This is a genomic window from Amycolatopsis sp. NPDC102522 (genome assembly GCF_055584485.1).
Genome location: NZ_JBVJLY010000013.1, coordinates 153,425 through 176,258 on the forward strand (window position 1 = coordinate 153,425; position 22,834 = coordinate 176,258).

A 22,834-nucleotide genomic window follows, 5' to 3' on the forward strand; every position below is an offset into this window, starting at 1 on the left:
CGACATGGTCCCCCAGGCTGACGCGAGCGCAAGGCCGGGCCGAATAGAGTCGCCGGCATGGCAATTGACCAGCCGGCCGTGCTGACCGACGCCTCGAGGGGGCTCACCAGCGAAGAGGTCGCCCAGCGGGTGGCCGCGGGCCAGACGAACACGGTCTCGACGAAGACCAGCCGGACCACCGGCGAAATCGTCCGCGCGAACGTCTTCACCCGGATCAACGCGATCTACGGGGTGCTGTTCGTCCTCATCCTGTCGACCGGGTACTTCATCGACGGGTTGTTCGGCGGACTGATCATCGTCAACAGCGCGGTCGGCATCATCCAGGAACTCCGGGCGAAACGGACCCTGGAACGGCTCGCCATCGTCGGACAGGCGAAGCCGACCGTCCGCCGTGACGGGCAGAGCGCCGAGATCGCCCCGGAAGACGTCGTGCTCGGCGACCTCGTCGAACTGGGGCCCGGCGACAAGATCGTCGTCGATGGCCCGACGCTGACGGCCGAGGCGCTCGAGGTCGACGAGTCGCTGCTGACCGGCGAATCCGATCCGGTGGTGAAGCAGCCCGGCGACAAGGTGCTGTCCGGCAGCTTCGTCGTCGCGGGCAGCGGCACCTACCGCGCGGACGTCATCGGCGACGAGTCCTACGCGGCGAAACTGGCCGCGGAGGCGAGCAAGTTCACCCTGGTGAAGTCGGAGCTGCGACAGGGCATCGACAAGATCCTCAAGTTCATCACCTACCTGCTCGTCCCGGCGGGCGCGCTGACCATCTACAACCAGCTCGCGGGCGACCAGGCGTGGCCGGACGCGTTGCGCGGCATGGTCGCGGCGCTCGTGCCGATGGTGCCCGAGGGCCTGGTCCTGATGACCAGCGTCGCGCTCGCGGTCGGCGTCATCCGGCTGGGCAAACGCCAGTGTCTGGTGCAGGAACTGCCGGCGATCGAGGGACTCGCCCGGGTCGACGTGGTGTGCGCGGACAAGACCGGCACGCTCACCGAGAACGCGATGCGGCTGTCCGAGGTCCGGGAGATCACGCCGGGCCACCCGGTGGACGACGTCCTGGCCGCGCTCACCGCCGCCGACCCCCGACCGAACGCGAGCCTGCAGGCGATCGCGGAAGCGCACCGGACCGATCCGGGCTGGCGGGTCTCCACGACCATGCCGTTCTCTTCCGCACGCAAGTGGAGCGGTGCGTCGTTCGGCGCCGACGGCGACTGGGTGCTCGGCGCGGCCGACGTCCTGCTGCCCGAGGGCGAGCACCGGGCGGAGGCCGAGAAGATCGGCTCGCGCGGTCTGCGCGTCCTGCTGCTGGGCAGGGCCGAGCGGGCCGTCGACGCGGCCGAGGGCCCGGGCGACATCGAACCGGTCGCGCTCGTGGTGCTGGAGCAGAAGGTCCGCCCCGACGCGAAGGACACCCTGGACTTCTTCGCGCACCAGGACGTCGCGGTCAAGGTCATCTCCGGCGACAACGCCATCTCGGTCGGCGCCGTCGCGGGCACCCTCGACCTGCCGGGCGCGGACAAGCCCGTCGACGCGCGGAAACTGCCGGACGACGCCGAAAAGCTGGCCGAAACCGTGGAGAATCGCGCCGTCTTCGGCCGCGTGACGCCGCTGCAGAAACGCGCGATGGTCGGTGCACTGCAGTCGAAGGGCCACACCGTCGCGATGACCGGAGACGGCGTGAACGACGTCCTCGCGCTGAAGGACGCGGACATCGGTGTCGCCATGGGCGCCGGCAGCCCGGCCACCCGCGCGGTCGCGCAGATCGTGCTCCTGGACGACAAGTTCGCCACCCTGCCGTACGTCGTCGCCGAGGGTCGGCGGGTGATCGGCAACATCGAGCGCGTCTCGAACCTGTTCCTCACCAAGACGGTCTACTCGGTACTGCTGGCGCTGATGGTCGGCATCGCGCAGGTGCCGTTCCCGTTCCTGCCGCGGCACATCACGATCACCGCGTGGTTCACCATCGGCCTGCCCGCCTTCGTGCTTTCGCTGGCGCCGAACAACGAACGCGCCCGCAGCGGCTTCGTCGGCCGCGTGATGCGGATGGCCGTCCCTGCCGGGCTGGTCATCGCCGCGGCGACCTTCGTGAGCTACCTGCTGGTGTACAAGGGATCCGGACAGTCCGAACTGGACAAGATCCAGGCGGGGACGACCGCGCTGATCACGCTCATCACGATCGCGCTGTGGGTGCTCGGAATCGTCGCGCGGCCGTACCGGTGGTGGAAGATCCTGCTGATCGGCGGAATGGTCGTGCTGACGCTCGCGCTGTTCCTGATCCCGTTCACGCAGAAGTTCTTCGCGCTGGACCCGAGCGTGAGCGCGTACACGCTTTCAGCGTTCGCGTGTGCCGGGGTGGGGATCGTGCTGGTGGAGGCGGCCTGGTGGATCGGGCGGCATCTGGTGAAGCGCTCGGAAGCCTGAGGCGCACCGCCGCTCAAGTGACATCCGGGACCGCTCAGCGCGCCTCGAAGTACGTGAAGGCCCCCTTCACTGCGCTAGACGCAGTGAAGGGGGCCTTCACGTAGTTACAACCAGTCTCAGGCCGCCGGGGTGAACAGCAGAGCCGTGTTGTGCCCGCCGAAACCGAACGAGTTGCTGATCGCCGCGCCCAGTTCGACCTTGCGCGCCTCACCGGAGACGACGTCGAGCTGCACCTTCGGGTCCAGGTCCTCGAGGTTCAGCGTCGCCGGAACGAGGCCGTGGTAGATCGCCAGGATCGTGGCGATGCCCTCGACCGCGCCCGCACCGCCGACCAGGTGGCCGAGCGCGCCCTTGGGCGCGGTCACCACGGCGTGTTCGCCGACGGCGTTGCGGATCGCCGCAGCCTCGCCCACGTCGCCGACGACCGTCGAGGTCGCGTGCGCGTTGACGTGGCCGACGTCGGCAGGGGAGACCCCGGCCATCGTCATCGCCTGCCGCATGGCGGTGATCTGGCCGACGCCCTCCGGGTGGTTGCCCGTGATGTGGTAGGCGTCCGACGTGATCCCGTACCCGCTCAGCTGCGCGTAGATCCGCGCGTTGCGGGCCCTGGCGCGGTCCGCCCGCTCCAGGATCACGACACCGGAACCCTCGCCGAGGACGAAACCGTCACGGTTCACGTCGAACGGCCTGGACGCCTTCGCCGGGTCGTCGTTGCGGGTCGAGACCGTCCGCGCCTGCGCGAAGCCGGCGAGGGTGATCGGGTGGATGCACGCCTCGGCGCCACCGGCGACCACGACGTCGGCCCGGCCGGACCGGATCATCTCGAAGCCGGCGGCGATGCCTTCGGCGCCCGACGCGCAGGCCGACGCGGGCGAGTGCACACCGGCACGCGCCTTCAGGTCGATCCCGACGTGTGCGGCGGGGCCGTTCGGCATCAGCATCGGCACGGTCAGCGGGGAGACCTTGCGGAGTCCCTGCTTGTGCAGAAGGTCGTTCTGGGAGATCAGGGTGACCGGACCGCCGACACCGGTACCGATGGTCACCCCGAGGCGCTCGGGTTCCACATCCTGATGCTCATCGGTCGGCTGCTCGAAACCCGCGTCCGCCCAAGCCTGGCGGGCGGCGATGATCGCCACCTGCTCACAGCGGTCCAGCCGCCGGGCCTGGACCCGCGGCAGGACTTCGGACGGGTCGACGGCGAGCATGGCGCCGATCTTCACCGGCAGCTCGAGTTCGTCGACCCAGTCGGCTTCGATGCGGCGGATCCCGCTCGCCCCGGCGAGCAGGCCGTCCCACGTGGACGCGACGTCCCCGCCGAGCGGCGTGGTCGCGCCCATCCCGGTGATCACGACGTCGATGTTGCTCATTGGAGTCTCCCCAAGGTCGGCGCCAATCAAGAAGTCGGACTTACTTGGAGTTGGCCGACACGTAGTTCACCGCGTCGCCAACGGTCTTCAGGTTCGCCAGCTCGTCGTCCGGGATCTTGACGCCGAACTTGTCCTCGGCCTGAACAGCGATCTCCACCATGGACAGCGAGTCGATGTCGAGGTCGTCCACGAAGGACTTCTCGGCGGTCACGTCGTCCTGCGCCACACCGGCGACCTCTTCGACGATCTCGGCGAGGCCGGCGAGGATCTCTGCGTTGTCTGCCACTGGTTGTTCCCTTCTCGGTGATGCTTTGGGCTGCCCTGCGGACACGGTGCCCGCGGGGGAAGTATTCATCACGGGCAGATGAAGGCCTGGCCCGCGTAGGAGAGTCCGGCCCCGAAGCCGATGGCGAGCACGACGTCGCCCGGCTTCGCGGTGCCCGCCTTGCGCATGTGGTCCAGCGCGAGGGGGATGGACGCGGACGAGGTGTTGCCCGAGTACCTGATGTCGTCGGCCACGATCATGTCGTCGCGGGCGCCCTTGGCCCGCAGCTTCTTGGCGATGGCTTCGACGATGCGCAGGTTGGCCTGGTGCGGGATCAGGACGTCCACATCGGACGGTTCGAGCCCGGACAGTTCCAGTGCCCGCAAGGCGATCGGCGCGATCTGCGTGGTCGCCCACCGGAAGACCGACTGGCCCTCCTGGTAGATCCACTTGTCGTCGCGCATGTAGATGAGGTCGACGTGCTCGCCGGCGCTGCCCCAGGCGACCGGGCCGATCTGCGCCGTGTCGGCCGCGCCGATGACCGCCGCGCCCGCGCCGTCGGCGAAGATGATCGCGTTCGAGCGGTCGACCGGGTCGACGTGGTCGGTGAGCTTCTCGGCACCGATGACGAGCGCCTTCTTCGCGCTGCCCGCCCGGATGAGGTCCGACGCGACGCCGATGCCGTAACAGAACCCGGCGCAGGCGGCGTTGAGGTCGAACGCGGCCGGATGCGTGATGCCGATCCGGTCGGCGACCTGGGCGGCGGCGTTCGGGATCTGCGTGGGCATCGTGCAGTTCGGCAGGATGACCGTGTCCACTTCGGACGGATCCACCCCGGCGTCGGCCAGTGCGGCGGCGCCCGCCTTGACCGCCATGTCGACCAGTGACTCGTCCTTCTCGGCGAACCGGCGCTCGACGATGCCGACCCGCTCGCGGATCCACTGGTCGTTGGTGTCCATGATCTGCGAGAGATCGTCGTTGGTCACGATCTTCTCGGGCTGGAAGCTCCCGACACCGAGGATGCGGGTCCCGGCGGCGCCCGGCGCCTGCCGCAAGGTGGATCGGTCGGTCACGAAGCGTCCTCCTGCCCCTGAAGCTTCGCCAGCTCGGCCGGCGTCTTCAGCGCGATGGTCGTGGTCACGGTTCCCTTGAGCTGCCGCTTGACCAGCCCGGTCAGCGTGCCCGCCGGCGGCAGTTCGAGCGTCGAGGTGACGCCCGCGGAGACCAGACCGTCCATGGTCAGGTCCCAGCGCACCGGGCTCGTGACCTGCTTGACCAGCCGGTCGAGGTACTCGGCCCCGCTGGTGACGACCTGGCCGTCGGCGTTCGACAGCAGCGGACGCGTCGGGTCCGCCGGGGTGATCTTCGCAGCCTGGGCGGCCAGCGCTTCCCGCGCGGGTGCCATGTACGAGGTGTGGAACGCGCCCGCGACCTTGAGCGCGCGGACCTTGGTGCCCTCCAGCGGCTCGGCGACGATCTTCTCGATCGCGGCGGCGGCACCGGAAGCGACGATCTGGCCCGCTCCGTTGCGGTTCGCCGCGGCGAGACCGTGGCCGTCGAGCCAGGCGACGACCTGATCCGGGTCGCCGAGCATGACCGCGGCCATGCTCGTGGGCTCCAGCGCGCACGCCTTCGCCATCTCCGCGCCGCGGATGGCGGCCAGCGCGATGGCGTCCTCGGGGCTGAGCACCCCGGCGATCGCGGCGGCGGCCAGCTCGCCGACGGAGTGACCGGCGACCGGCGAGTCCGCGGCGACCGGGGCTTCGCGCTGAAGGTGTTCGAAAGCCAGCAGTGACAGCGCCACGATCAGCGGCTGCGTGATCGCGGTGTCCTGGATCTCTTCGGCGTCCGCCTCGGTGCCGAGGCGGACGAGGTCGAGACCGGCCCGCTCGGACCAGGCTTCGACGCGTGCGCGGGCACCGTCGAGCTCGAGCCAAGGGGTGAGCATGCCTGGGGCTTGGGAACCCTGACCGGGGGCGAGGACTGCAACTGTCACCCCACTAGAGAACACTCTCGGCCACCATGGTCGTGATGCCGACGCTCACCAAGTCCGGTCGACGTAATTGTCGGAACCCTCCAAAAGTGCCTTCCTGATCTCTGCGCTTAACCCAAAAGCCTTGTCGGGTTCAACCAGCTTTCCCTATGAAGTCTGTCACTGCGCAGAGTTACCAACGGGTTTACCGGAGGCCTTGGGTGCGGGCTGAGTCCGGCGGGTGCCGGGGCGAGTGGTTTGCCCGTTTCGGTGGTTCGATCGCCCTATGTCTCGTTCGGGTGGTCGACGTCCGGGCCGCTTTTCAGGGGCAAGGGTGTCTTCCGTGCCTACCGCATTCTGGCTGCGGTCGATCGCGCGTCCGGGTCCGTGAAGGCCTCCGTGATCGCCACGTTCGCCCCAGGTGCCTCAGCCGCTCTCGACCTTCGCACCTTCCCCAAGTACGTGAAGGCCCCCTTCATTGCGCTAGGCGCAATGAAGGGGGCCTTCACGTACTTCAGGCGGCCAAAGTGGCGGTGAGGCGAGGGTCGGGGGGGGGGGGGGGGGGGGGGGGGGGGGGGGGGGGGCCCCGCCCCCCCCCCCCCCCCCCCCCCCCCCCCCCCCCCGACTGGACCCACCACGGCGCGGCACCCTGGTCGCCTGCAGTACGTGAAGGTCCCCTTCATTGCGCCTAGCTCTGTGAAGGGGGCCTTCACGTACTTGCGGATCGCACCCAGAACCCCACGTTCTCAGCCCCGCCCGGGACCGTCCTGGCCGGGACGCCGGCGACGCAGGTACCGCTCGAACTCGGCCGCGATCTTGTCCCCGCTCACGTCGTCGAGCGTGAACTCGGTTTCCGCGTCCCCGCGCTCTTCGAGCCCCCGGACGTACTCGGTGATCTCCTCGTCCTCTTCGGCCATCTCGGTGACCGTCCGCTGCCACTCCTCGGCCTGCTCGGGAAGGGCACCGAGCGGGATCTCGACGTCGAGGACGTCTTCGAGCTTGTGCAGCAGCGCCAGCGTGGCCTTGGGCGACGGCGGGTGCGAGACGTAGTGCGGCACGGCCGCCCAGATCGACACCGCCGGGACGCCCGCCTGCACGCAGTAGTCCTGCAGGACACCGACGATGCCTGTCGGCCCCTGGTAGTTGTTCAGCTCCAGGCCGAACTGCGAAGCGGTGTCCTTGTCGTACGCCGTTCCGGTGACCGGGACGGGCCGGGTGTGCGCGGTGTCGGCGAGCAGCGCGCCGAGGGTGATGACGGTCGACACGTCCAGTTGCTGGATGTGCTCCAGCAGTTCGGCGCAGAAGGCGCGCCAGCGCATGTTCGGTTCGGGCCCTTGGACCAGCACGATGTCCCGGCTGAAGCCCTCCGGGCGGCACACCGAGAGCCGCGTGGTCGGCCAGTCGACCCGTCGGGTGACGCCGTCCACCATGCGTACGGTCGGTCTGCTCACCTGGAAGTCGTAGTACTCGTCCGGACTCAGCTCGCTCAGCGGTGTCGCATCCCAGTTGAGCTGCAGATGCTCGACCGCCCGGCTGGCCGCGTCACCTGCGTCGTTCCATCCTTCGAAGGCGACGATCATGATCGGCTTGGTCTCATCCGGGGCGTCGCGGCCGGGCCGCTGGGTCTCGTCGACGGGCTCACTCACCGGACCAGCCTACGACCAGGCGGGTGTTCACCGTTGAGCATGTCCGATCGCCTTCGCTCAGGGCGAACTACGCGGATCCGGCACAATGCGATATTTCAGGCAAGACGCCTCGGCATCGGAGTGATCCCGTCTCGGCTACCGTGGGCCCGGAACGTCGATTCATGCAAGACCTGATCTCGAGGGGGAGCCGTGACCGAACCGTCCACACTGGACGGACTCGCCGCCGTGCTGTGGGATATGGACGGCACGCTGGTCGATTCGGAGAAGCTGTGGGACGTCGCCCTCTACGAGGCCGTCGAAACCCTCGGCGGCACGCTGACCGAGGAGCAGCGCCTGAGCCTCGTCGGGTCCAATATGGACGACACGGCCGCGTTCCTGCTGGAAGTGTGCGCCGAACCCGTCACGTCCGAGTCGATCGCGGAGATGGGGGAGTGGATCCGCAAGCGCACGGCGAACCTCTTCGACGGTCCCCTCCCGTGGCGCCCCGGCGCGCAGGAGCTGCTCGAACTGTTGCGCGCCAACGGTGTCCCGATGGCGCTGGTCACCTCCACCGAACGGTCGCTGACCGAACTCGCGCTCAACACCATCGGCCGCGAGTACTTCGCGGCCACCGTCTGCGGCGACGAGGTCGATGGTCTGAACAAGCCGGACGCCAGGCCGTATCAGCTGGCGACGGAGCTGCTGGGAGTCCCCGCTTCCCGGTGCGTCGCGATCGAGGATTCACCGCCGGGAGCGGCTTCCGCCGCCGCGGCGGGCTGCACCGTGGTGGTGATCCCGAACGACGTCGACGTCGAGCCGGGAGAGCGGCGGGTGTTCCGTTCGACACTGGCCGGGCTCGACGTGCCCGCGCTGACCGCACTCCTGCCCTGACCGCCGTGTCGCGTTTCCGCTAGACCACACCCCGTGCGGTCGGTGATGCTTGCCGGGTGCATGAGGATTTCGAGCGCTGCGTGCGGGCGGTCCAGGCGAAGGACGCCCGGTTCGACGGCTGGTTCTTCACCGCCGTCCTGACGACGCGGATCTACTGCCGGGCGAGCTGCCCGGTCGTCCCGCCCAAGCCAGAGAACATGACTTTCTACCCGAGTGCGGCGGCCGCGCAGGAGGCCGGGTTCCGCGCCTGCAAACGGTGCCGCCCGGACGCGAGTCCCGGTTCGCCGCAGTGGAACGAACGCGCGGACCTGGTGGCCAGGGCGATGCGGCTGATCGCCGACGGCGTCGTCGACACCGACGGCGTGAGCGGGCTGGCCGCCCGGCTGGGCTACAGCGTCCGGCAGGTCGAGCGGCACGTCCGCGCCGAACTCGGCGCGGGCCCGCTCAGCCTGGCCCGCGCGCAGCGCGCGCAGACGGCACGGCTGCTGATCGAGACGACCGGCCTGTCGATGATCGACGTCTCCCTCGCGGCGGGGTTCGGCAGTGTCCGGACGTTCAACGACACCGTCCGCGAGGTCTTCGCGCTGTCCCCGACCGAACTGCGAGCCCGGGTCCGCACCGCGCCGGCGACCGCGCCCGGGACGCTGAACCTACGCCTGCCGTACCGGAAGCCGTTGTTCCCGGACAACCTCTTCGGGCATCTGGTCGCGACCGGTGTCCCCGGCGTCGAGGAATGGCGCGACGGCGCGTACCGCCGGACGCTGCGGCTCCCGCACGGCCCCGCCGTCGTCGCGCTCAAACCCGGAGACGGCCACATCGGCTGCCGGCTCACCTTGTCGGACCTGCGTGACCTCTCGACCGCGATCAGCCGCTGCCGCCGCCTGCTCGACCTCGACGCCGACCCGGTCGCGGTCGACGACGCCCTGGCCGCGGACAAGCTGCTCGGGCCGCTCGTGGGGGCCGCGCCGGGCAGACGGGTGCCGAGGACGGTCGACGGCGACGAGTTCGCCGTCCGCGCCGTCCTGGGCCAGCAGGTCTCCACCGCCGCCGCCCGGACCCACGCCGCCCGGCTGGTCGTCGCGCACGGCGATCTCGTCGACGATCCCGAGGGCGGCCTCACCCACGTCTTCCCGGACGCCGCCGCGCTCGCGGAGATCGACCCGGAAAGCCTCGCGATGCCGCAGAGCCGCAAGCGGACCCTGCTCGGCCTGGTCGCCGAACTGAACGGCGGCGAACTCGACCTCGGCGCGGGCAGTGACTGGCAACGGGCCCGGGGACGGCTGCACGCGCTGCCCGGTTTCGGCCCGTGGACCGTCGAGAGCATCGCGATGCGCTCGCTCGGCGACCCGGACGCCTTCCTGCCGACCGACCTCGGCGTCAAAGTCGCCGCGAAGGGGCTCGGGCTCACTCCGGCGGAGTTCGCCTCGCATGCCGAGCGCTGGCGGCCGTGGCGCGCCTACGCCGTCCAACACCTCTGGGCGACCGGGGACCACCCGATCAACCGGCTGCCCGCCGCCTGAGTTTCGAGGAGCACCATGCGCACGCACACCGTCATCGACAGCCCGTACGACCGGTTGACCCTGGTCGCGGACGGCGAGAGCCTCTGCGGTCTGTACATGGTCCAGCAGCGGCACCGGCCTGCCGAGGAGAGCTTCGGCCATCCGGATCCGGGTTCGCCGATCTTCGTGGAGACCGAGAAACAGCTCAAGGAGTACTTCGCAGGCCAGAGGAAGGACTTCACACTCTCGCTGAGCTTCGGCGGCACCGAATTCCAGCGGACGGTCTGGGAAGGCCTGCTCGGGATCCCGTTCGGTGAGACGGTCTCCTACGGCGAACTCGCCGACCGGCTCGGCAGGCCCACCGCGTCCCGCGCGGTCGGGCTCGCGAACGGGAAGAACCCGATCAGCATCATCGTGCCGTGCCATCGCGTGATCGGCTCCAACGGCGATCTCACCGGTTACGGCGGTGGTGTCGAACGCAAGCGGCACCTGCTCGACTTCGAACGGGGCGGCGCCGTGCTGTTCTGAGGTGTGACGCTGGTGTCAACACACCGGCCCGGGGCAGCGCGACGCGAGCGCGGATGGAAGGATCTCCAGACTGTGAAGACCTTCGATGAGCTGTTCGCCGAGCTTGCCGAGCGCGCCCGTACGCGCCCCGACGGTTCCGGCACCGTCGCCGCGCTGGACGCGGGAGTGCACGCACAGGGCAAGAAGGTGCTCGAAGAGGCGGGCGAGGTGTGGATCGCCGCCGAGCACGAATCCGACGACAGGCTCGCGGAGGAGATTTCACAGCTGCTGTACCGGTTGCAGGTGCTCATGATCGGCCGTGGACTGTCGAAAGAGGACGTGTACCGGTACCTGTGACGCGTCCGCGTCCGGAGAACCAAGGAGAAGCAATGCTGCGTGTCGCCGTGCCTAACAAGGGAGCCCTCGCCGCCGCCGCGACGGAGATGCTCGGCGAGGCCGGCTACCGCAAGCGACATGAGGCCCGTGATCTGACCGTGCTGGACACGGTCAACGAGGTCGAGTTCTTCTTCCTGCGTCCCAAGGACATCGCGATCTACGTCGGATCCGGTGAGCTGGATCTCGGCATCACCGGCCGCGACCTCGCGCTCGACTCCGGCGCCCCGGTGGAGGAGATCCTCGGCCTCGGCTTCGGCGGTTCCACCTTCCGGTACGCCGCCCCCGCGGGCCGGGACTGGAAGGCCGAGGACCTGCACGGCAAACGGCTCGCGACGTCGTACCCGCGGCTCGTGCGGGAGAACCTGAAGCAGCACGGGGTGGAGGCGGAGGTCATCCGGCTCGACGGCGCCGTCGAGATCTCGATCCAGCTCGGCGTGGCCGACGCCATCGCGGACGTAGTCGAGTCCGGGCGTTCGTTGCGCCAGCACAACCTCGTGGCCTTCGGGGACCCGATCTGCGTGTCGGAGGCGGTGCTGCTGCAGCGGGCGGGCACGGAGCACACCCGGCCCAAGGACCAGCTGAAGGCGCGGCTGCAGGGTGTCGTGTTCGCCCAGCACTACATGATGCTGGACTACGACTGCCCACGTTCGCTGCTGGAGGCGGCCATCGCGATCACTCCGGGCCTCGAATCGCCGACTGTCGCGCCGCTGGCGCACGAAGACTGGGTGGCCGTGCGCGCGATGGTGCCGCGCAAGGAGGTCAACCGGATCATGGACGAGCTCGCCGAGACCGGCGCCAAGGCCGTCCTGGCCTCGGACATCCGGGCCTGCCGCCTCTAGGCCCAGACGCTGTGAAAGGCCCGTTACTCGCAAAATTTGCGAGTAACGGGCCTTTCACAGCACGCGCTACCGGGGCCGGTTCGGCTTCTTGGGCATGAGGTCGTAGAGCCGCTTCCGGGCGCCGTTGTCGTTGGCGCTGCGGGTCACCGACACCTCGGTGATGAAGTCCTCGAAGACGAACTCCTCGTCCGCGGGCACTATCGCCGGGGCCGGATGGTTCTTCAGGTACCCGTCCAGCGTTTCCGCGATCTCCCGGAACGACAGCGCCTGCAGGGTCTCCGGCGCGTACGTCGTCACCGGCACACCGTGCGCGGCGGCCTCGTTCATCACCACGCCGAGCGGGACGTGCGAAAGCATCGGGATCCCGAACGTGTACAGCTCCTGCAGAGCGGCCGCCGCGTAATGCGAGACCGGACGGCGGTACAGCCCGGGAACGAGGCCGTAGTAGGCGATCGGCGGACGGCCGACGGTCTGTTCGACGTAACGCACCTGGTCCGCAAGCAGGCGCAGTGCCCGGATGCTCGTCCGGTCCGGTTGCACCGGCACGAGGATCCCGTGCGAAGCGGCGAGCGCGTTGTTGGTCAGCACGTCGAGCGCGGGCGGGCAGTCGATGATGACGTGGTCGTAGTTGGCGAACTGGATGACCCTGGCCAGCTGCCAGCCCGGCACTCGGAACCGGTCCAGCCGCCGGATCAGGTCGAACATTCCCGGCGACGTCGGGATGACGTCGAACGCGCCACCTCGTCCGAGGTTGCTGCGCGGATGCCGCACGGCCAGTTCCTCGAGCGGGCCCTTCCATACCTTGGTCAGGGCTTTTGCCAGGCTGGGCTTGTCGGGTGCCACCTCGTCCAGCCCGAGGAGTTCGGTGGTCGCGTGCCCCTGCGGGTCGAGGTCGATCAGCAGCACACGCCGGCCGCGTTCGGCCAAAGCGGCCGCCGCGCCCACGCTGAGTGAGGTCTTGCCGACCCCGCCTTTCTGGTTGACCACCGAGGTGATCTGCATGCCGAAGCGCTCCCTGCGTCTGTTGTTCCGGGAAGGCTATTGGAAACACGCCGAGAATGCGCGTCTATCAGCCCGCCTGTCGCGGTCGCACCAGCAGAGCCTGTGCTCCGGAGGCCAGCGGGCCGGCCGCGTCGTGCAGCGTCGTCGTCGCCGTGCCGATGCCGTTCGGGCCGACCAGGGTGGCCGCGTCGACGCCGATCCACTCGCCGAGCGGCGGGCGGCGGAGGTGCACCGTCAGCTCCGAGTTGATGAACCACCATTCCCGCGGGTCGAGAAAGTTCGAAATCCCGTTGCCGGAATCCGCCAGGACGAACAGCCGCTGCAGCGGGCTCGGCTTCTCCCCGTCCACGAGTGCGACGCGCTGACGGCCCCAGACCGTCGCCGGACCGGGTTCGTCCAGCGCGCCACTGACACGCCGCCACTCGACGGCGTCGAGGTAGCCGCCATGCCAGCCCTCCGGCCAGTTCGACGTCGGAAGACCCTCCGGCGACGGCAGCGCGGGACCTTCCGCCGTGGCCACCGCGGTGGTGTCCGAGGTCGCGATGCGCCAGGCCGAGGCCCGGCCGACGATCCGCTCCCCGTGGGAGAGTTCGGCCTCCAACCACTCGACCGACCGGCCCGGCCGCTCCACCCGGGCCCGTACCGAAAGCTCCTTCAGCGGTGCGGGCCCGAGGATCTCGATCGTCACCCGCGCCAGCTGGCTCGCGTGCGGCGCCTCGACCTCTTCGAGCGCGCGGACCAGCAACGCCGAGGGCGGTCCGAAGTGCTGCGCGTCCGGGGTCCACGGACCTGCGGTGTGCCGGGTCGGGAAGAAGAGGCCCTCGCCTGATGGTTCGTAGAAGGCTTCTGTCACGAAGGGCACCCTAGTCCGCACGGTCCAATACGGACTCCTCGCCGGGATCCGGTTCCGGCCAGCCGGGATAGGGCGGGGGAGTGCCGCCGTACTGCGGACAGAGCGCCTGGTGGTCGCACCACGCGCAGAGTTTGCTCGGGTTTGGCCGGAAATCGCCGGTCTTGCCCGCTTTGAGGATCGCCTGCCAGATCGCCTCCAGCGTGCGCTCGAAGCGGATCAGTTCGCCCTCGTCGGGGGTGTAGGCGAGCGACTGGCCATCGGTCAGGTACATCAGCTTCAGCTGGCGCGGCACGATCCCGCGCAGCCGCCAGAGGACCACGGCGTAGAACTTCATCTGGAACATCGCCTTGGCCTCGCCGATCTCGCGGGGCGCGGCGCCGGTCTTGTAGTCGACGACGCGGATCTCACCGGTCGGCGCCACGTCCAGCCTGTCGACGTAGCCGCGCAGCAGCACCCCGGAGCCCAGCTCGATCTCGACGTGCAGCTCGCACGCCTCGGGCTCCAGCCGGCGCGGATCCTCGAGACCGAAGTAGGTGTCGACGAGTTGCTCGGCCGACGAGAGCCACGAGGTGACGGCCTCGGGATCCTCCTGATCGAACAGTTCGATCCATTCCGGACGTTCCGCGGACAGGACCTCCCACGCCGGCGCGAGCAGCTCCTTGGCCTGCGGAGGAGTGCGCTCGGCCTGGGGGAGGGAGAACAGGCGCTCCAGCACGGAATGCACCAGCGTGCCGCGAAGCTGGGCCTTCGTCGGGATCTCGGGCAGTCTGTCCACCGCGCGGAAGCGGTAGAGCAGCGGGCACTGCTTGAAGTCGCTGGCACGCGACGGGGACAGGGCCGGCCGACGGCGCGGGACTTCGGCGCCGGGCGGCGGATCGGCGGTGACCGTGTCGGTGTCGGGCATACGAGGAGGGTATCGCCGGGCACCGACAGTTTCGGGACCGCAACGCACCGGAGCGGCATGACCGACACCACCCGGACGGGAAGGGCTGGTTACCGGCACCCCACACCTGGGCATCTACGCTCTGACACATGGCGGTGACGGGTGAGCAGGGCCCGCCTCGACGAGGCGTGGCGCCGGAGGGCGGTCTCCTGCTGTTCCGCGTCTCCGGGATCCCCGTGCTGCTCGCCCCTTCGTGGTGGATCGGCTCCCTGATCATCGTGGTGCTCTACACGCCACTGGTCGGACGGCTCCTGCCCGGGGCGACGACGCTGACCTCGTGGCTGCTGGCGGCCGCGTTCGCGGTCCTGCTCGGACTGTCGGTGCTCGCGCACGAACTCGGGCACTGTCTCGTGGCGTTGCGCCTGGGTATCCCGGTCCGGCGCCTGCGCTTGTTCCTGCTCGGTGGTCTCTCCGAGGTCGCCAGGACCCCTCGCGAGCCGCGGCAGGAAGGACTCGTCGCGGCCGCGGGACCGGTGGTTTCGTTGCTGCTCGGCGGTTTCTGCGGCCTGCTCATGTTCGCCGTCCCGCCGGAGAGCGCGGCGTGGCTGCTCATCGCGGAATGTGCCGTCGCGAACTTCGCCGTCGGGATCTTCAACCTCCTGCCCGGGCTCCCGCTCGACGGCGGCCGCCTGGTGCGCGCCGGGGTCTGGGCCGCCACCGGCCGCCGGGACAAGGGCACGCGGGCCGCCGTCGTCGGTGGTGGCCTGGTCGCGGCGGGACTCGTCGTCTGGGCGCTGTGGGGCCTGGCGGCCGGCAGCGAGGACCGCTGGCTCCGGCTCGGTGTCTGCGTCGTGACAGCGTGGTTCGTGATCCTCGGCGCGCGAAGCGAACTCGCCGCCGAAACACGTCGAGGCTGGCCCGAAGGTGTGCGGCTGAGCGAACTCGTCCGGCCCGTTCTCCAGCTCCCGGCGGAAAGCCCCGTCTCGGACGCGCTGGCCGCTTCGGCGGGCCGTGGGGTGGTCCTGGTGCGTGCCGACGGTGTCGCGGCCGGACTGCTCGACGAGCAGGCCGCCGCGCAGCTGGCCGGAACGTCCCCGCACGCGCCTGCGGAGATGGCCGCGGAGCCGATCCGCGCCGACACCGTGCTGCTTTCGTCGGAGTCGGGCGAAGAGATCGCCGAGCGGGTCCGGGAAACCGCCGCTTGGCAGTTCCTGGTCGTGGACGACGAGGGCAGGCCCGCGGGAGTGCTTCGGCGTGAGGACCTCCGCGCCGCGATGACGCGGAGCCGACCCCCGGCGTAGCGCGGTACGGCCACCTGCGAGGATCGGTCGTCCCGTCCGAGGCGATCTTTCCCGCCGAGGACGCATGGGCTCAGTGTGTTCGCGCGTATGGAGGTTCAGTGTCGGTCCGTGGGCCGTTTCGTATTGGTGACCGGGTTCAGCTGACCGACTCCAAGGGGCGGCACTACACCATGGTGCTCGCCGAGGGACAGCAGTATCACACCCATCGCGGCGCGCTGGCGCACGACGACGTGATCGGGGCGCAGGAGGGTTCGGTCGTCACTTCGGCAGGCGGCAGCCACTATCTTGCGCTGCGCCCGCTGCTGCCGGACTACGTGCTGTCGATGCCGCGCGGTGCGCAGGTGATCTACCCGAAGGACGCCGCGCAGATCGTGATGTGGGGCGACATCTTCCCGGGCGCCCGGGTGCTCGAGGCAGGTGCCGGTTCCGGCGCGCTGACCTGTTCGCTGCTGCGGGCGGTCGGTTCGGAAGGCACCGTGCAGTCCTACGAGATCCGGGACGACCACGCCGAGCACGCCGAACGGAACGTGGAGAAGTTCTTCGGCCACAAACCGGACAACTGGTCGCTGACGGTCGCGGATCTGTCGACGCACACCGGCGAGGTCGACCGCGTCGTCCTCGACATGCTGGCGCCTTGGGACCAGCTGGAGACGGTCGCCGCGCATCTGGTCCCCGGCGGCGTGCTCACGGTCTATGTGGCGACGGTCACACAGCTTTCGCGGATCACGGAAGCCTTGCGGGACCAGCAGTGCTGGACCGAGCCGGAATCGTGGGAAACCCTCATGCGGCCCTGGCACGTCGTGAGCCTCGCGGTGCGGCCGGACCACCGGATGGTCGCGCACACCGCGTTCCTGCTGACAGCGCGCCGTCTGGCCGACGGGACCGTGTCGCCGCGGGTCCACCGCCGTTCTGGCAAGGGCTGACCCGGACCGGCTCGGTGCCGGCGCCGTCACCCCTGAAGTACGTGAAGGCCCCCTTCATTGCGCTAGGCGCAATGAAGGGGGCCTTCACGTACTTGGGGAAGGTGTGAAAGAGGCACACGCGCCCGCCGAAAGCGCCCTCACGACCACTCCCGCGCACAACGCAAGTTGCAAGCGACACGCCCGGCGAAATTCACGGCACGCACCACTTGCCGTCGCGCTTCTTGAGCGGGAACGGAGTGTCCTTCTGGCCGCCCGCACCCTCGACGTGCACGGTCACGGTGGCGGAATCGCCGCCGACCGTCGGCGGGTCCGGGACGGTCGCGGAGACCTTGCCCGCCGCCTCCCACTTCCGCTTGAGCGCGGCCAGATCGGCCGACGACTGCTGGACGCAGGTGAGCTTGCCGAACGCCGTCGCGTCGTGATTGACGATGGCCGCGGCGATCGCCTTGCCGACCACCTCGACCGCCGCCACGTCCGGATCCACCGGGACCGGACGGGACGAACTCGGCCACGACGTGGGTGTCACCGTGTCCGGCGCGGCCGGGTCGGAGCCGGACGGGGCCACCAGGAGCAGCCCCACCACGACACCCACCACGACCGCGCCGCATCCGGCGAGGACGGCGATCAGCCTGCTGGACACCGGTTCCGGGTCAGCCCTTGCCGCCGGTGAAGCACCAGAGGTCGGACTCCTTCTTGAAGTTCAAGTTGCCCGAGTCGGTCTTGGTGCCCTGGGTGACCTTCGCGGGCTGCTTGGCGCTGTCCCCGGTGATCTGCATGTCGCCGGTCGCCTCCATCTTGATGTCCTTGCCGATGGGGACTTCGTCCTTCGTGTTCACGCTGCGGCAGGCCGACTGGGCCACGGTCTTCCCGTCGCCGGCGTTGTAGGCGGCGATGACCGCCTGCGCCACTTCCTGCGGCGTGGCCTTGCCCAGCGGGGCCGGTCCGGAGCCCTTGGGGGCCGACGAGGTGCTCGGCGAGCTGGACTTGCTCCGGGTCGAGGAAGTGGACGGCTTCGAGGACGACGAAGAAGCGGAACCCGTCGGGGCGGCGCTGCTGGAGCCGGAGGGTGGCGCGGCGGTCGGGGTGTCGTCGCCCGAGTTCAGCGCGATGACGAGGGCGGTGACACCGCCGCCGACCAGCACGACCGCGCCGATCGCGATCCCGACGATCAGGCCGGTCTTCTTTTTCTTCGGCGGCTCGCCCCCGTAGCCGCCTTCCGACGGGTAGGCGTTGTAGCCGCCCTGCTGCTGCCCGTACGGGTCCGCCTGGCCGAACTGCTGCGTGGCACCGGGGTATCCCTGCTGGGGCTGAGGGCCGCTCTGCGGGTACCCGCCCTGCTGCTGGCCGTACTGGTCCTGTCCGTACTGACCGGGCTGCTGGCCGTACTGGCCGCCACCGGGGTATCCCTGCTGCGGCTGGGGACCGCTCTGCGGGTACCCGCCCTGCTGGCCGTACGGATCCTGTCCGTGGCCGCCGGGCTGTTGCGGCGGGTAGGTCATGGCTGTTGCCCCCTAGCTGTTCTGCGAAAATGCTCAACTCGGCCTGCCGGTCCGCCTCCCCGGCGAACGGTGGCCCGATGCTAGCCACCGAGCCGGATCGCCGCTCGATTAGGGCCGAACTGATACCCGAAACCCGTTTCCACCCGGACGGAGCCGGGTATCCCGCCGCAGGTCAGGGCAGGTGGACGGATTGTGACGAGTAGAGTGCCGGACCCGGCACCGGGATGGCCCCTTGCGCGGCGCGAACGTACGTGCTGTCAGGTCGTCCGGAACGCGACGCGCCGATCTTGTGATGCGGAAAGGCCTTTTATTGTCGGTGATCGCCGGTACCGTGGAATGAAAAGCACTCCGAGGAGGTGCCCAATGCATCATGACCTTCCCGGAGGTCGGCGCGAGGAGGCCGACCCTTCAGAAACGACCGGAGCTGGAACCACATCCGACGAGCAGGCACGTCAAATTCGCTTCCTCGAGGAGGAAGTAGCTCTGCTGCGCCGGAAGCTCACCGATTCGCCACGTCAGAACCGAGTGCTGGAGCAGCGACTCGCCGAGGCGTCGGAACGAGTGAGCCAACTCACGGAACGCAACACGAAACTGGTCGAGACGCTCCGCGAGGCGCGTGGCCAGTTGCTCGCGTTGCGAGAGGAGGTCGACAGGCTGGCCCAGCCTCCGAGCGGTTACGGCGTGTTCGTGACCGCGTACGAGGACAACACGGTGGACGTGTTCACCGCGGGCCGCAAAATGCGGGTTTCGGTCTCACCCGCGGTCGAGGTCTCGTCGCTGCAGCGCGGACAGGCGTTGCGGCTCAACGAGGCGCTCACCGTCGTCGAAGGCGGTGACTTCGAGCGCATCGGCGAGGTCTGCGCGCTGCGCGAGGTGCTGGCCCCGGACGTCGAGGGCGGCAGCCCCCGTGCGCTCGTGGTCGGGCACGCGGACGAGGAGCGGGTCGTCCTGCTCTCCGATCCGCTGGCCGAACAGCCCCTCAAGCCGGGCGATTCCCTGCTGATCGACTCGAAAGCCGGATACGCCTACGAGCGCGTGCCGAAGGCGGAGGTCGAGGATCTCGTGCTGGAGGAGGTGCCCGACGTCCGTTACGAGGACATCGGTGGCCTCACCCGGCAGATCGAGCAGATCCGCGACGCCGTCGAGCTTCCGTTCCTGCACGCGGATCTCTACCAGGAGTACCAGCTGCGTCCGCCGAAGGGCGTGCTGCTCTACGGGCCTCCTGGCTGCGGTAAGACCCTCATCGCCAAGGCGGTGGCCAACTCGCTCGCGAAGAAGGTCGCCGAAGCACGCGGTGACGCGGAGGACGGGAAGTCCTACTTCCTGAACATCAAGGGTCCGGAGCTGTTGAACAAGTTCGTCGGGGAGACCGAGCGGCACATCCGCCTGATCTTCCAGCGGGCTCGGGAAAAGGCCTCCGAAGGCACCCCGGTGATCGTGTTCTTCGACGAGATGGACTCGATCTTCCGCACCCGCGGTTCGGGCGTGTCCTCCGACGTGGAGACCACGATCGTCCCGCAGCTGCTTTCGGAGATCGACGGTGTCGAGGGCCTGGAGAACGTCATCGTCATCGGCGCCTCCAACCGTGAAGACATGATCGACCCGGCGATCCTGCGGCCGGGCCGGCTCGACGTCAAGATCAAGATCGAGCGTCCGGACGCCGAAGGCGCGAAGGACATCTTCTCCAAGTACCTGTCCGACGGTCTGCCGATCCACGCGGACGACCTGGCCGAGTTCGGTGGTGATCGCAGGGCGACGTTCGACGCGATGATCCAGCACACGGTCGAGCGGATGTACGAGGAGACGGACGAGAACCGGTTCCTCGAGGTCACCTATGCCAACGGTGACAAGGAGGTCTTGTACTTCCGTGACTTCAACTCGGGCGCGATGATCCAGAACATCGTGGACCGGGCGAAGAAGTCGGCCATCAAGTCGGTGCTGGAGACCAACCAGCCCGGCCTGCGTGTGCAGCACCTGCTGGACGCGATCGTCGACGAGTTCGCGGAGAACGAGGACCTGCCCAACACCACCAACCCGGACGACTGGGCCCGGATCTCCGGCAAGAAGGGCGAGCGGATCGTCTACATCCGCACGCTCGTCACCGGCAAGAACCAGGATTCGGGGCGGGCGATAGACACCGCCACGAACACCGGTCAGTACCTGTAGAGCGAGCCGAAGGGGCCCTTCACCGCATGCCACGCGGTGAAGGGCCCCTTCGGCGCGTCTTATGCGGGTACAGCGTCCTTCAGCTTCTTACGTGGGCTCAGCCGCCCGTGCGCGGCAAGGATCCCGGAAACGACGAGTAATGCGCCGACAGGCTGGTTCCACGCCAACGGTTCGTCGAGGACCAGGACACCGAGCAGCACGCCGACGACGGGTGTGAGGTAGGTCACCGCGGACGCGTTCGACGCGCCCCACGCCGCGATGATCGACGCGTTCCAGGCGTAGGCGAGTCCGGTGCCCAGTGCCCCGAGCGCGATCATGCTGAGCACGATCGGCGTGTCGAGCCGTACCGGCGTCGTCGCGATGAACGGCGCGAGCACCAGCATCACCACGGCGCCGCAGCAGACCTGCCCGAGCGCGATGGTCGGCGCGTCGAGGTTCCGCCAGGAGATGAACCGCCGCACGTAGACGAACGAGATCCCGTAGCAGGTCGTCGCGCCGAGGCACGCCAGCTGCGCGGTCAGTTCGTGGGAGACGTCGATCCCTTGCCAGACCCCGACGATGGTGAGCACGCCGAGGAATCCGAGGACCAGGCCGGTCGTGCGGGCCTTCGTGAACCGCTCGGACGGCAGGGCGGCCGCGGCGATGAGCATGGTGATCAGCGGCGTCGTCGCGTTGAAGATGCTGGCGAGCCCGGACGAGATGTACTGCTCGGCCCAGGAGAACAGCAGGAACGGGATCACGCACAGCAACACCGAGACGACCGCGAGATGGCCCCAGATCGCCGGATCACGGGGGAGTGGCTTGCGGCGCCAGGTGGCGATGGCGATCAGCGCCACCGCGCCGAGGCAGACGCGGGAAAGCGCCACTTGAGCGGGCGACAAACCGGTGAGCCCGATTTTGATGAACAGAAAACTCGCGCCCCATACGATCGCGAGTGCCGCGAATCGGATCGCGATACCGAAACGTCCCAATTGTCCTTCTCCTGAGTCTTCAACTTCAGGCTCAGTGAATCCGGAATCCGCTTTGTACTCCAGCGGTTTTCGGACGATGTGTCCGACGCCTCGCGCGCGGCGATCGCTCGAATCTCCCGTATAACGACCTATACTCCGGGGCGTGAGCGAAACTCCCCGGCGCCCGCGCGCGCCGATCACCGAGGCCGATGTCCTGGCGTGGCTGGAGACGACGGCCGCCGCCGTCCAGGCGGGAGAGGTGAGCGCTCCCGAGCTCATCGAGCTGCTGGGCGAGTTGCGGCGTGCCTCCGCGGCCTGTGCCGACGCGTCCGACTGGGCGCTGCTCGCCGCCAGGGAGGAAGGCGCCAGCCTCCGCCAGATCGCGCCGGTCTTCGGCAAGGGTTACGTTCGGGCTCCGGCGGCTCGCCTCGAAAAGCTCCACCGGCAGGCGCAGAACTCGGGCCAGTGGCTCGCGATCCTCCGCCACAAGAACGAAGGAGCCCGGTGACAGACTCGGAAATCCGCGTCGGCGAACGGATCGCCGTCGGACTCGCGGCGCTCGGCAGGCCCGCGTACATCAACCTCGGCCGGGTCGAGGCGCTGCCGCCCGGTCGCGAATTCGAGGCGATGCGCGCGGCGACCTACGCCGTCCTGGACGACGCGTACCGCGCGGGAGTCCGCTGGATCGACGTCGCCCGTTCGTATGGTTCTTCGGAGGAGTTCCTCGCCGGCTGGCTCGCCGATCGCGGCCACCGGGACGTGACGGTGTCGAGCAAATGGGGCTACCGCTACGTGGGGGAGTGGAAGCTCGACGCGGACGTGCACGAGGTCAAGGAGCACACCGCGGCGCGCTTCGCCGAGCAGTGGGCGGAAACCGTTGACCTGCTGGGGAAAGCCGTCTCGCTCTACCAGGTCCACTCGCTCACTGTGGACAGTCCGCTGTTCACCGACGAGCGGCTCGTCGGCGCGCTGGCCGAACTCGCCGCCGACGGCGTCCCGGTGGGATTCTCCACTTCCGGGCCGTCGCAGGCCGACGCGGTCCGCCGGGCGTTCGAGCTGGAAGTGTCCGGAACGCCGGTCTTCAGTGCCGTGCAGTCGACGTGGAACCTGCTCGAACCCTCCGTCGGGCCGGCCCTCGCGGAGGCACACGCCGCCGGGAACCGAGTGCTGGTCAAGGAAACCGTCGCGAACGGACGGCTGGTGGTCGAGCCTCCGCCGTCGCTCGCGCGGATCGCGCGGGAGCACGGGACGGGCCCGGACGCGGTGGCGATCGCGGCGGTCCTGGCGCAGGACTGGCGGCCGGTCGCGGTCATCGGCCCGTCGAGCACGGCCCAGCTCGCGGAGAATCTCGTTGCAGCGAAGACGAACCTGACCGCTGACGAACTCGCCGAACTGGCCACACTCGCCGAAGAGCCGGTCGCCTACTGGCGGCACAGGTCCTGCCTCGGCTGGCACTGAGGAGCTGGACTAGTCTCGCG

22 protein-coding genes are annotated in these 22,834 nt (G+C 69.2%); 11 read left to right on the forward strand and 11 right to left on the reverse strand.

What is annotated here, in order from left to right; genetic code table 11:
• Positions 1 to 57 precede the first annotated feature (57 nt).
• Entirely contained in the window at positions 58 to 2,418 is a 2,361-nt protein-coding gene (locus tag ACZ6YV_RS27790) for a cation-translocating P-type ATPase (protein WP_465512403.1), read from the forward strand.
• Positions 2,419 to 2,534: 116 nt separating this feature from the next.
• On the opposite strand, the gene ACZ6YV_RS27795 is transcribed toward ACZ6YV_RS27790, so the two are convergent.
• The 5 genes from ACZ6YV_RS27795 to ACZ6YV_RS27815 form a co-directional block, all read right to left on the reverse strand.
• Positions 2,535 to 3,785 carry a beta-ketoacyl-[acyl-carrier-protein] synthase family protein gene (locus ACZ6YV_RS27795; RefSeq protein ID WP_465512404.1) on the reverse strand — a complete coding sequence of 417 codons (1,251 nt, stop codon included), beginning with the start codon at positions 3,783 to 3,785 and terminating at the stop codon, positions 2,535 to 2,537.
• Positions 3,786 to 3,825: 40 nt separating this feature from the next.
• Positions 3,826 to 4,071: an acyl carrier protein gene (locus tag ACZ6YV_RS27800; protein ID WP_004559006.1), complete on the reverse strand. Its 246-nt coding sequence runs from the start codon at positions 4,069 to 4,071 to the stop codon at positions 3,826 to 3,828.
• 68 nt (positions 4,072 to 4,139) lie between these two features.
• Entirely contained in the window at positions 4,140 to 5,123 is a 984-nt protein-coding gene (locus tag ACZ6YV_RS27805) for a beta-ketoacyl-ACP synthase 3 (RefSeq protein WP_465512405.1), read from the reverse strand.
• Positions 5,120 to 6,046, reverse strand: coding sequence for an ACP S-malonyltransferase (locus tag ACZ6YV_RS27810; RefSeq protein ID WP_465512406.1), 927 nt, complete (start codon positions 6,044 to 6,046; stop codon positions 5,120 to 5,122). The genes ACZ6YV_RS27805 and ACZ6YV_RS27810 overlap by 4 nt, the downstream gene beginning before the upstream one ends.
• Positions 6,047 to 6,768: 722 nt before the next feature.
• A complete protein-coding gene (locus ACZ6YV_RS27815) occupies positions 6,769 to 7,668 on the reverse strand; it encodes a PAC2 family protein (RefSeq protein WP_465512407.1) in 900 nt (299 codons plus the stop codon).
• A gap of 189 nt (positions 7,669 to 7,857) precedes the next feature.
• Here ACZ6YV_RS27815 and ACZ6YV_RS27820 point away from each other — a divergent pair, with 189 nt between their 5' ends.
• From ACZ6YV_RS27820 to hisG, 5 genes are all read left to right on the forward strand, one after another.
• A complete protein-coding gene (locus ACZ6YV_RS27820; protein ID WP_465512408.1) occupies positions 7,858 to 8,538 on the forward strand; it encodes an HAD family hydrolase in 681 nt (226 codons plus the stop codon).
• Between the two features lie 56 nt (positions 8,539 to 8,594).
• A complete protein-coding gene (locus tag ACZ6YV_RS27825) occupies positions 8,595 to 10,058 on the forward strand; it encodes a DNA-3-methyladenine glycosylase 2 family protein (RefSeq protein ID WP_465512409.1) in 1,464 nt (487 codons plus the stop codon).
• A gap of 15 nt (positions 10,059 to 10,073) precedes the next feature.
• Positions 10,074 to 10,565 carry a methylated-DNA--[protein]-cysteine S-methyltransferase gene (locus ACZ6YV_RS27830; RefSeq protein WP_378243605.1) on the forward strand — a complete coding sequence of 164 codons (492 nt, stop codon included), beginning with the start codon at positions 10,074 to 10,076 and terminating at the stop codon, positions 10,563 to 10,565.
• A 72-nt stretch (positions 10,566 to 10,637) separates the two neighbouring features.
• The gene (locus ACZ6YV_RS27835; RefSeq protein WP_020635144.1) at positions 10,638 to 10,901 is read left to right on the forward strand and encodes a phosphoribosyl-ATP diphosphatase; all 264 of its coding nucleotides are present in this window, start codon (positions 10,638 to 10,640) and stop codon (positions 10,899 to 10,901) included.
• A gap of 32 nt (positions 10,902 to 10,933) precedes the next feature.
• Entirely contained in the window at positions 10,934 to 11,779 is an 846-nt protein-coding gene (gene hisG, locus ACZ6YV_RS27840; RefSeq protein ID WP_465512410.1) for an ATP phosphoribosyltransferase, read from the forward strand.
• Positions 11,780 to 11,845: 66 nt separating this feature from the next.
• On the opposite strand, the gene ACZ6YV_RS27845 is transcribed toward hisG, so the two are convergent.
• The 3 genes from ACZ6YV_RS27845 to ACZ6YV_RS27855 all read right to left on the reverse strand — a co-directional run bounded on the left by ACZ6YV_RS27845 (position 11,846) and on the right by ACZ6YV_RS27855 (position 14,538).
• A complete protein-coding gene (locus ACZ6YV_RS27845; protein WP_465512411.1) occupies positions 11,846 to 12,781 on the reverse strand; it encodes a ParA family protein in 936 nt (311 codons plus the stop codon).
• Positions 12,782 to 12,848: 67 nt separating this feature from the next.
• Positions 12,849 to 13,634 carry a thioesterase family protein gene (locus ACZ6YV_RS27850; protein WP_465512412.1) on the reverse strand — a complete coding sequence of 262 codons (786 nt, stop codon included), beginning with the start codon at positions 13,632 to 13,634 and terminating at the stop codon, positions 12,849 to 12,851.
• A gap of 10 nt (positions 13,635 to 13,644) precedes the next feature.
• Complete coding sequence (locus ACZ6YV_RS27855) at positions 13,645 to 14,538, reverse strand: RecB family exonuclease (protein WP_378240215.1); 894 nt, start codon at positions 14,536 to 14,538, stop codon at positions 13,645 to 13,647.
• Between the two features lie 128 nt (positions 14,539 to 14,666).
• On the opposite strand from ACZ6YV_RS27855, the gene ACZ6YV_RS27860 reads away from it, so the two are divergent.
• Entirely contained in the window at positions 14,667 to 15,818 is a 1,152-nt protein-coding gene (locus ACZ6YV_RS27860; RefSeq protein WP_465512413.1) for a M50 family metallopeptidase, read from the forward strand.
• A 98-nt stretch (positions 15,819 to 15,916) separates the two neighbouring features.
• On the forward strand, positions 15,917 to 16,741 hold the full coding sequence (locus ACZ6YV_RS27865; protein WP_465512414.1) for a tRNA (adenine-N1)-methyltransferase: 825 nt from the start codon (positions 15,917 to 15,919) through the stop codon (positions 16,739 to 16,741).
• A gap of 190 nt (positions 16,742 to 16,931) precedes the next feature.
• On the opposite strand, the gene ACZ6YV_RS27870 is transcribed toward ACZ6YV_RS27865, so the two are convergent.
• Positions 16,932 to 17,381 carry a hypothetical protein gene (locus ACZ6YV_RS27870; RefSeq protein ID WP_465512415.1) on the reverse strand — a complete coding sequence of 150 codons (450 nt, stop codon included), beginning with the start codon at positions 17,379 to 17,381 and terminating at the stop codon, positions 16,932 to 16,934.
• A 10-nt stretch (positions 17,382 to 17,391) separates the two neighbouring features.
• Positions 17,392 to 18,240, reverse strand: coding sequence for a hypothetical protein (locus ACZ6YV_RS27875; protein ID WP_465512416.1), 849 nt, complete (start codon positions 18,238 to 18,240; stop codon positions 17,392 to 17,394).
• Positions 18,241 to 18,603: 363 nt separating this feature from the next.
• Here ACZ6YV_RS27875 and arc point away from each other — a divergent pair, with 363 nt between their 5' ends.
• Complete coding sequence (gene arc / locus ACZ6YV_RS27880) at positions 18,604 to 20,406, forward strand: proteasome ATPase (protein WP_378240221.1); 1,803 nt, start codon at positions 18,604 to 18,606, stop codon at positions 20,404 to 20,406.
• Between the two features lie 59 nt (positions 20,407 to 20,465).
• Here arc and ACZ6YV_RS27885 read toward each other — a convergent pair whose 3' ends face one another.
• The gene (locus tag ACZ6YV_RS27885) at positions 20,466 to 21,377 is read right to left on the reverse strand and encodes a DMT family transporter (protein WP_465512417.1); all 912 of its coding nucleotides are present in this window, start codon (positions 21,375 to 21,377) and stop codon (positions 20,466 to 20,468) included.
• Positions 21,378 to 21,519: 142 nt separating this feature from the next.
• On the opposite strand from ACZ6YV_RS27885, the gene ACZ6YV_RS27890 reads away from it, so the two are divergent.
• Both ACZ6YV_RS27890 and ACZ6YV_RS27895 read left to right on the forward strand, forming a co-directional pair.
• On the forward strand, positions 21,520 to 21,864 hold the full coding sequence (locus ACZ6YV_RS27890; RefSeq protein WP_465512418.1) for a hypothetical protein: 345 nt from the start codon (positions 21,520 to 21,522) through the stop codon (positions 21,862 to 21,864).
• The gene (locus ACZ6YV_RS27895; RefSeq protein WP_465512419.1) at positions 21,861 to 22,814 is read left to right on the forward strand and encodes an aldo/keto reductase; all 954 of its coding nucleotides are present in this window, start codon (positions 21,861 to 21,863) and stop codon (positions 22,812 to 22,814) included. The genes ACZ6YV_RS27890 and ACZ6YV_RS27895 overlap by 4 nt, the downstream gene beginning before the upstream one ends.
• Positions 22,815 to 22,834 lie beyond the last annotated feature (20 nt).

Coding starts and splice junctions, on each gene's coding strand:
- ACZ6YV_RS27875 (WP_465512416.1), bottom strand. CDS start 18,240: ATGACCTACCCGCCGCAACAGCCCGGCGGCCACGGACAGGATCCGTAC.
- arc (WP_378240221.1), top strand. CDS start 18,604: ATGCATCATGACCTTCCCGGAGGTCGGCGCGAGGAGGCCGACCCTTCA.
- hisG (WP_465512410.1), top strand. CDS start 10,934: ATGCTGCGTGTCGCCGTGCCTAACAAGGGAGCCCTCGCCGCCGCCGCG.
- ACZ6YV_RS27830 (WP_378243605.1), top strand. CDS start 10,074: ATGCGCACGCACACCGTCATCGACAGCCCGTACGACCGGTTGACCCTG.
- ACZ6YV_RS27845 (WP_465512411.1), bottom strand. CDS start 12,781: ATGCAGATCACCTCGGTGGTCAACCAGAAAGGCGGGGTCGGCAAGACC.
- ACZ6YV_RS27860 (WP_465512413.1), top strand. CDS start 14,667: ATGGCGGTGACGGGTGAGCAGGGCCCGCCTCGACGAGGCGTGGCGCCG.
- ACZ6YV_RS27795 (WP_465512404.1), bottom strand. CDS start 3,785: ATGAGCAACATCGACGTCGTGATCACCGGGATGGGCGCGACCACGCCG.
- ACZ6YV_RS27790 (WP_465512403.1), top strand. CDS start 58: ATGGCAATTGACCAGCCGGCCGTGCTGACCGACGCCTCGAGGGGGCTC.
- ACZ6YV_RS27855 (WP_378240215.1), bottom strand. CDS start 14,538: ATGCCCGACACCGACACGGTCACCGCCGATCCGCCGCCCGGCGCCGAA.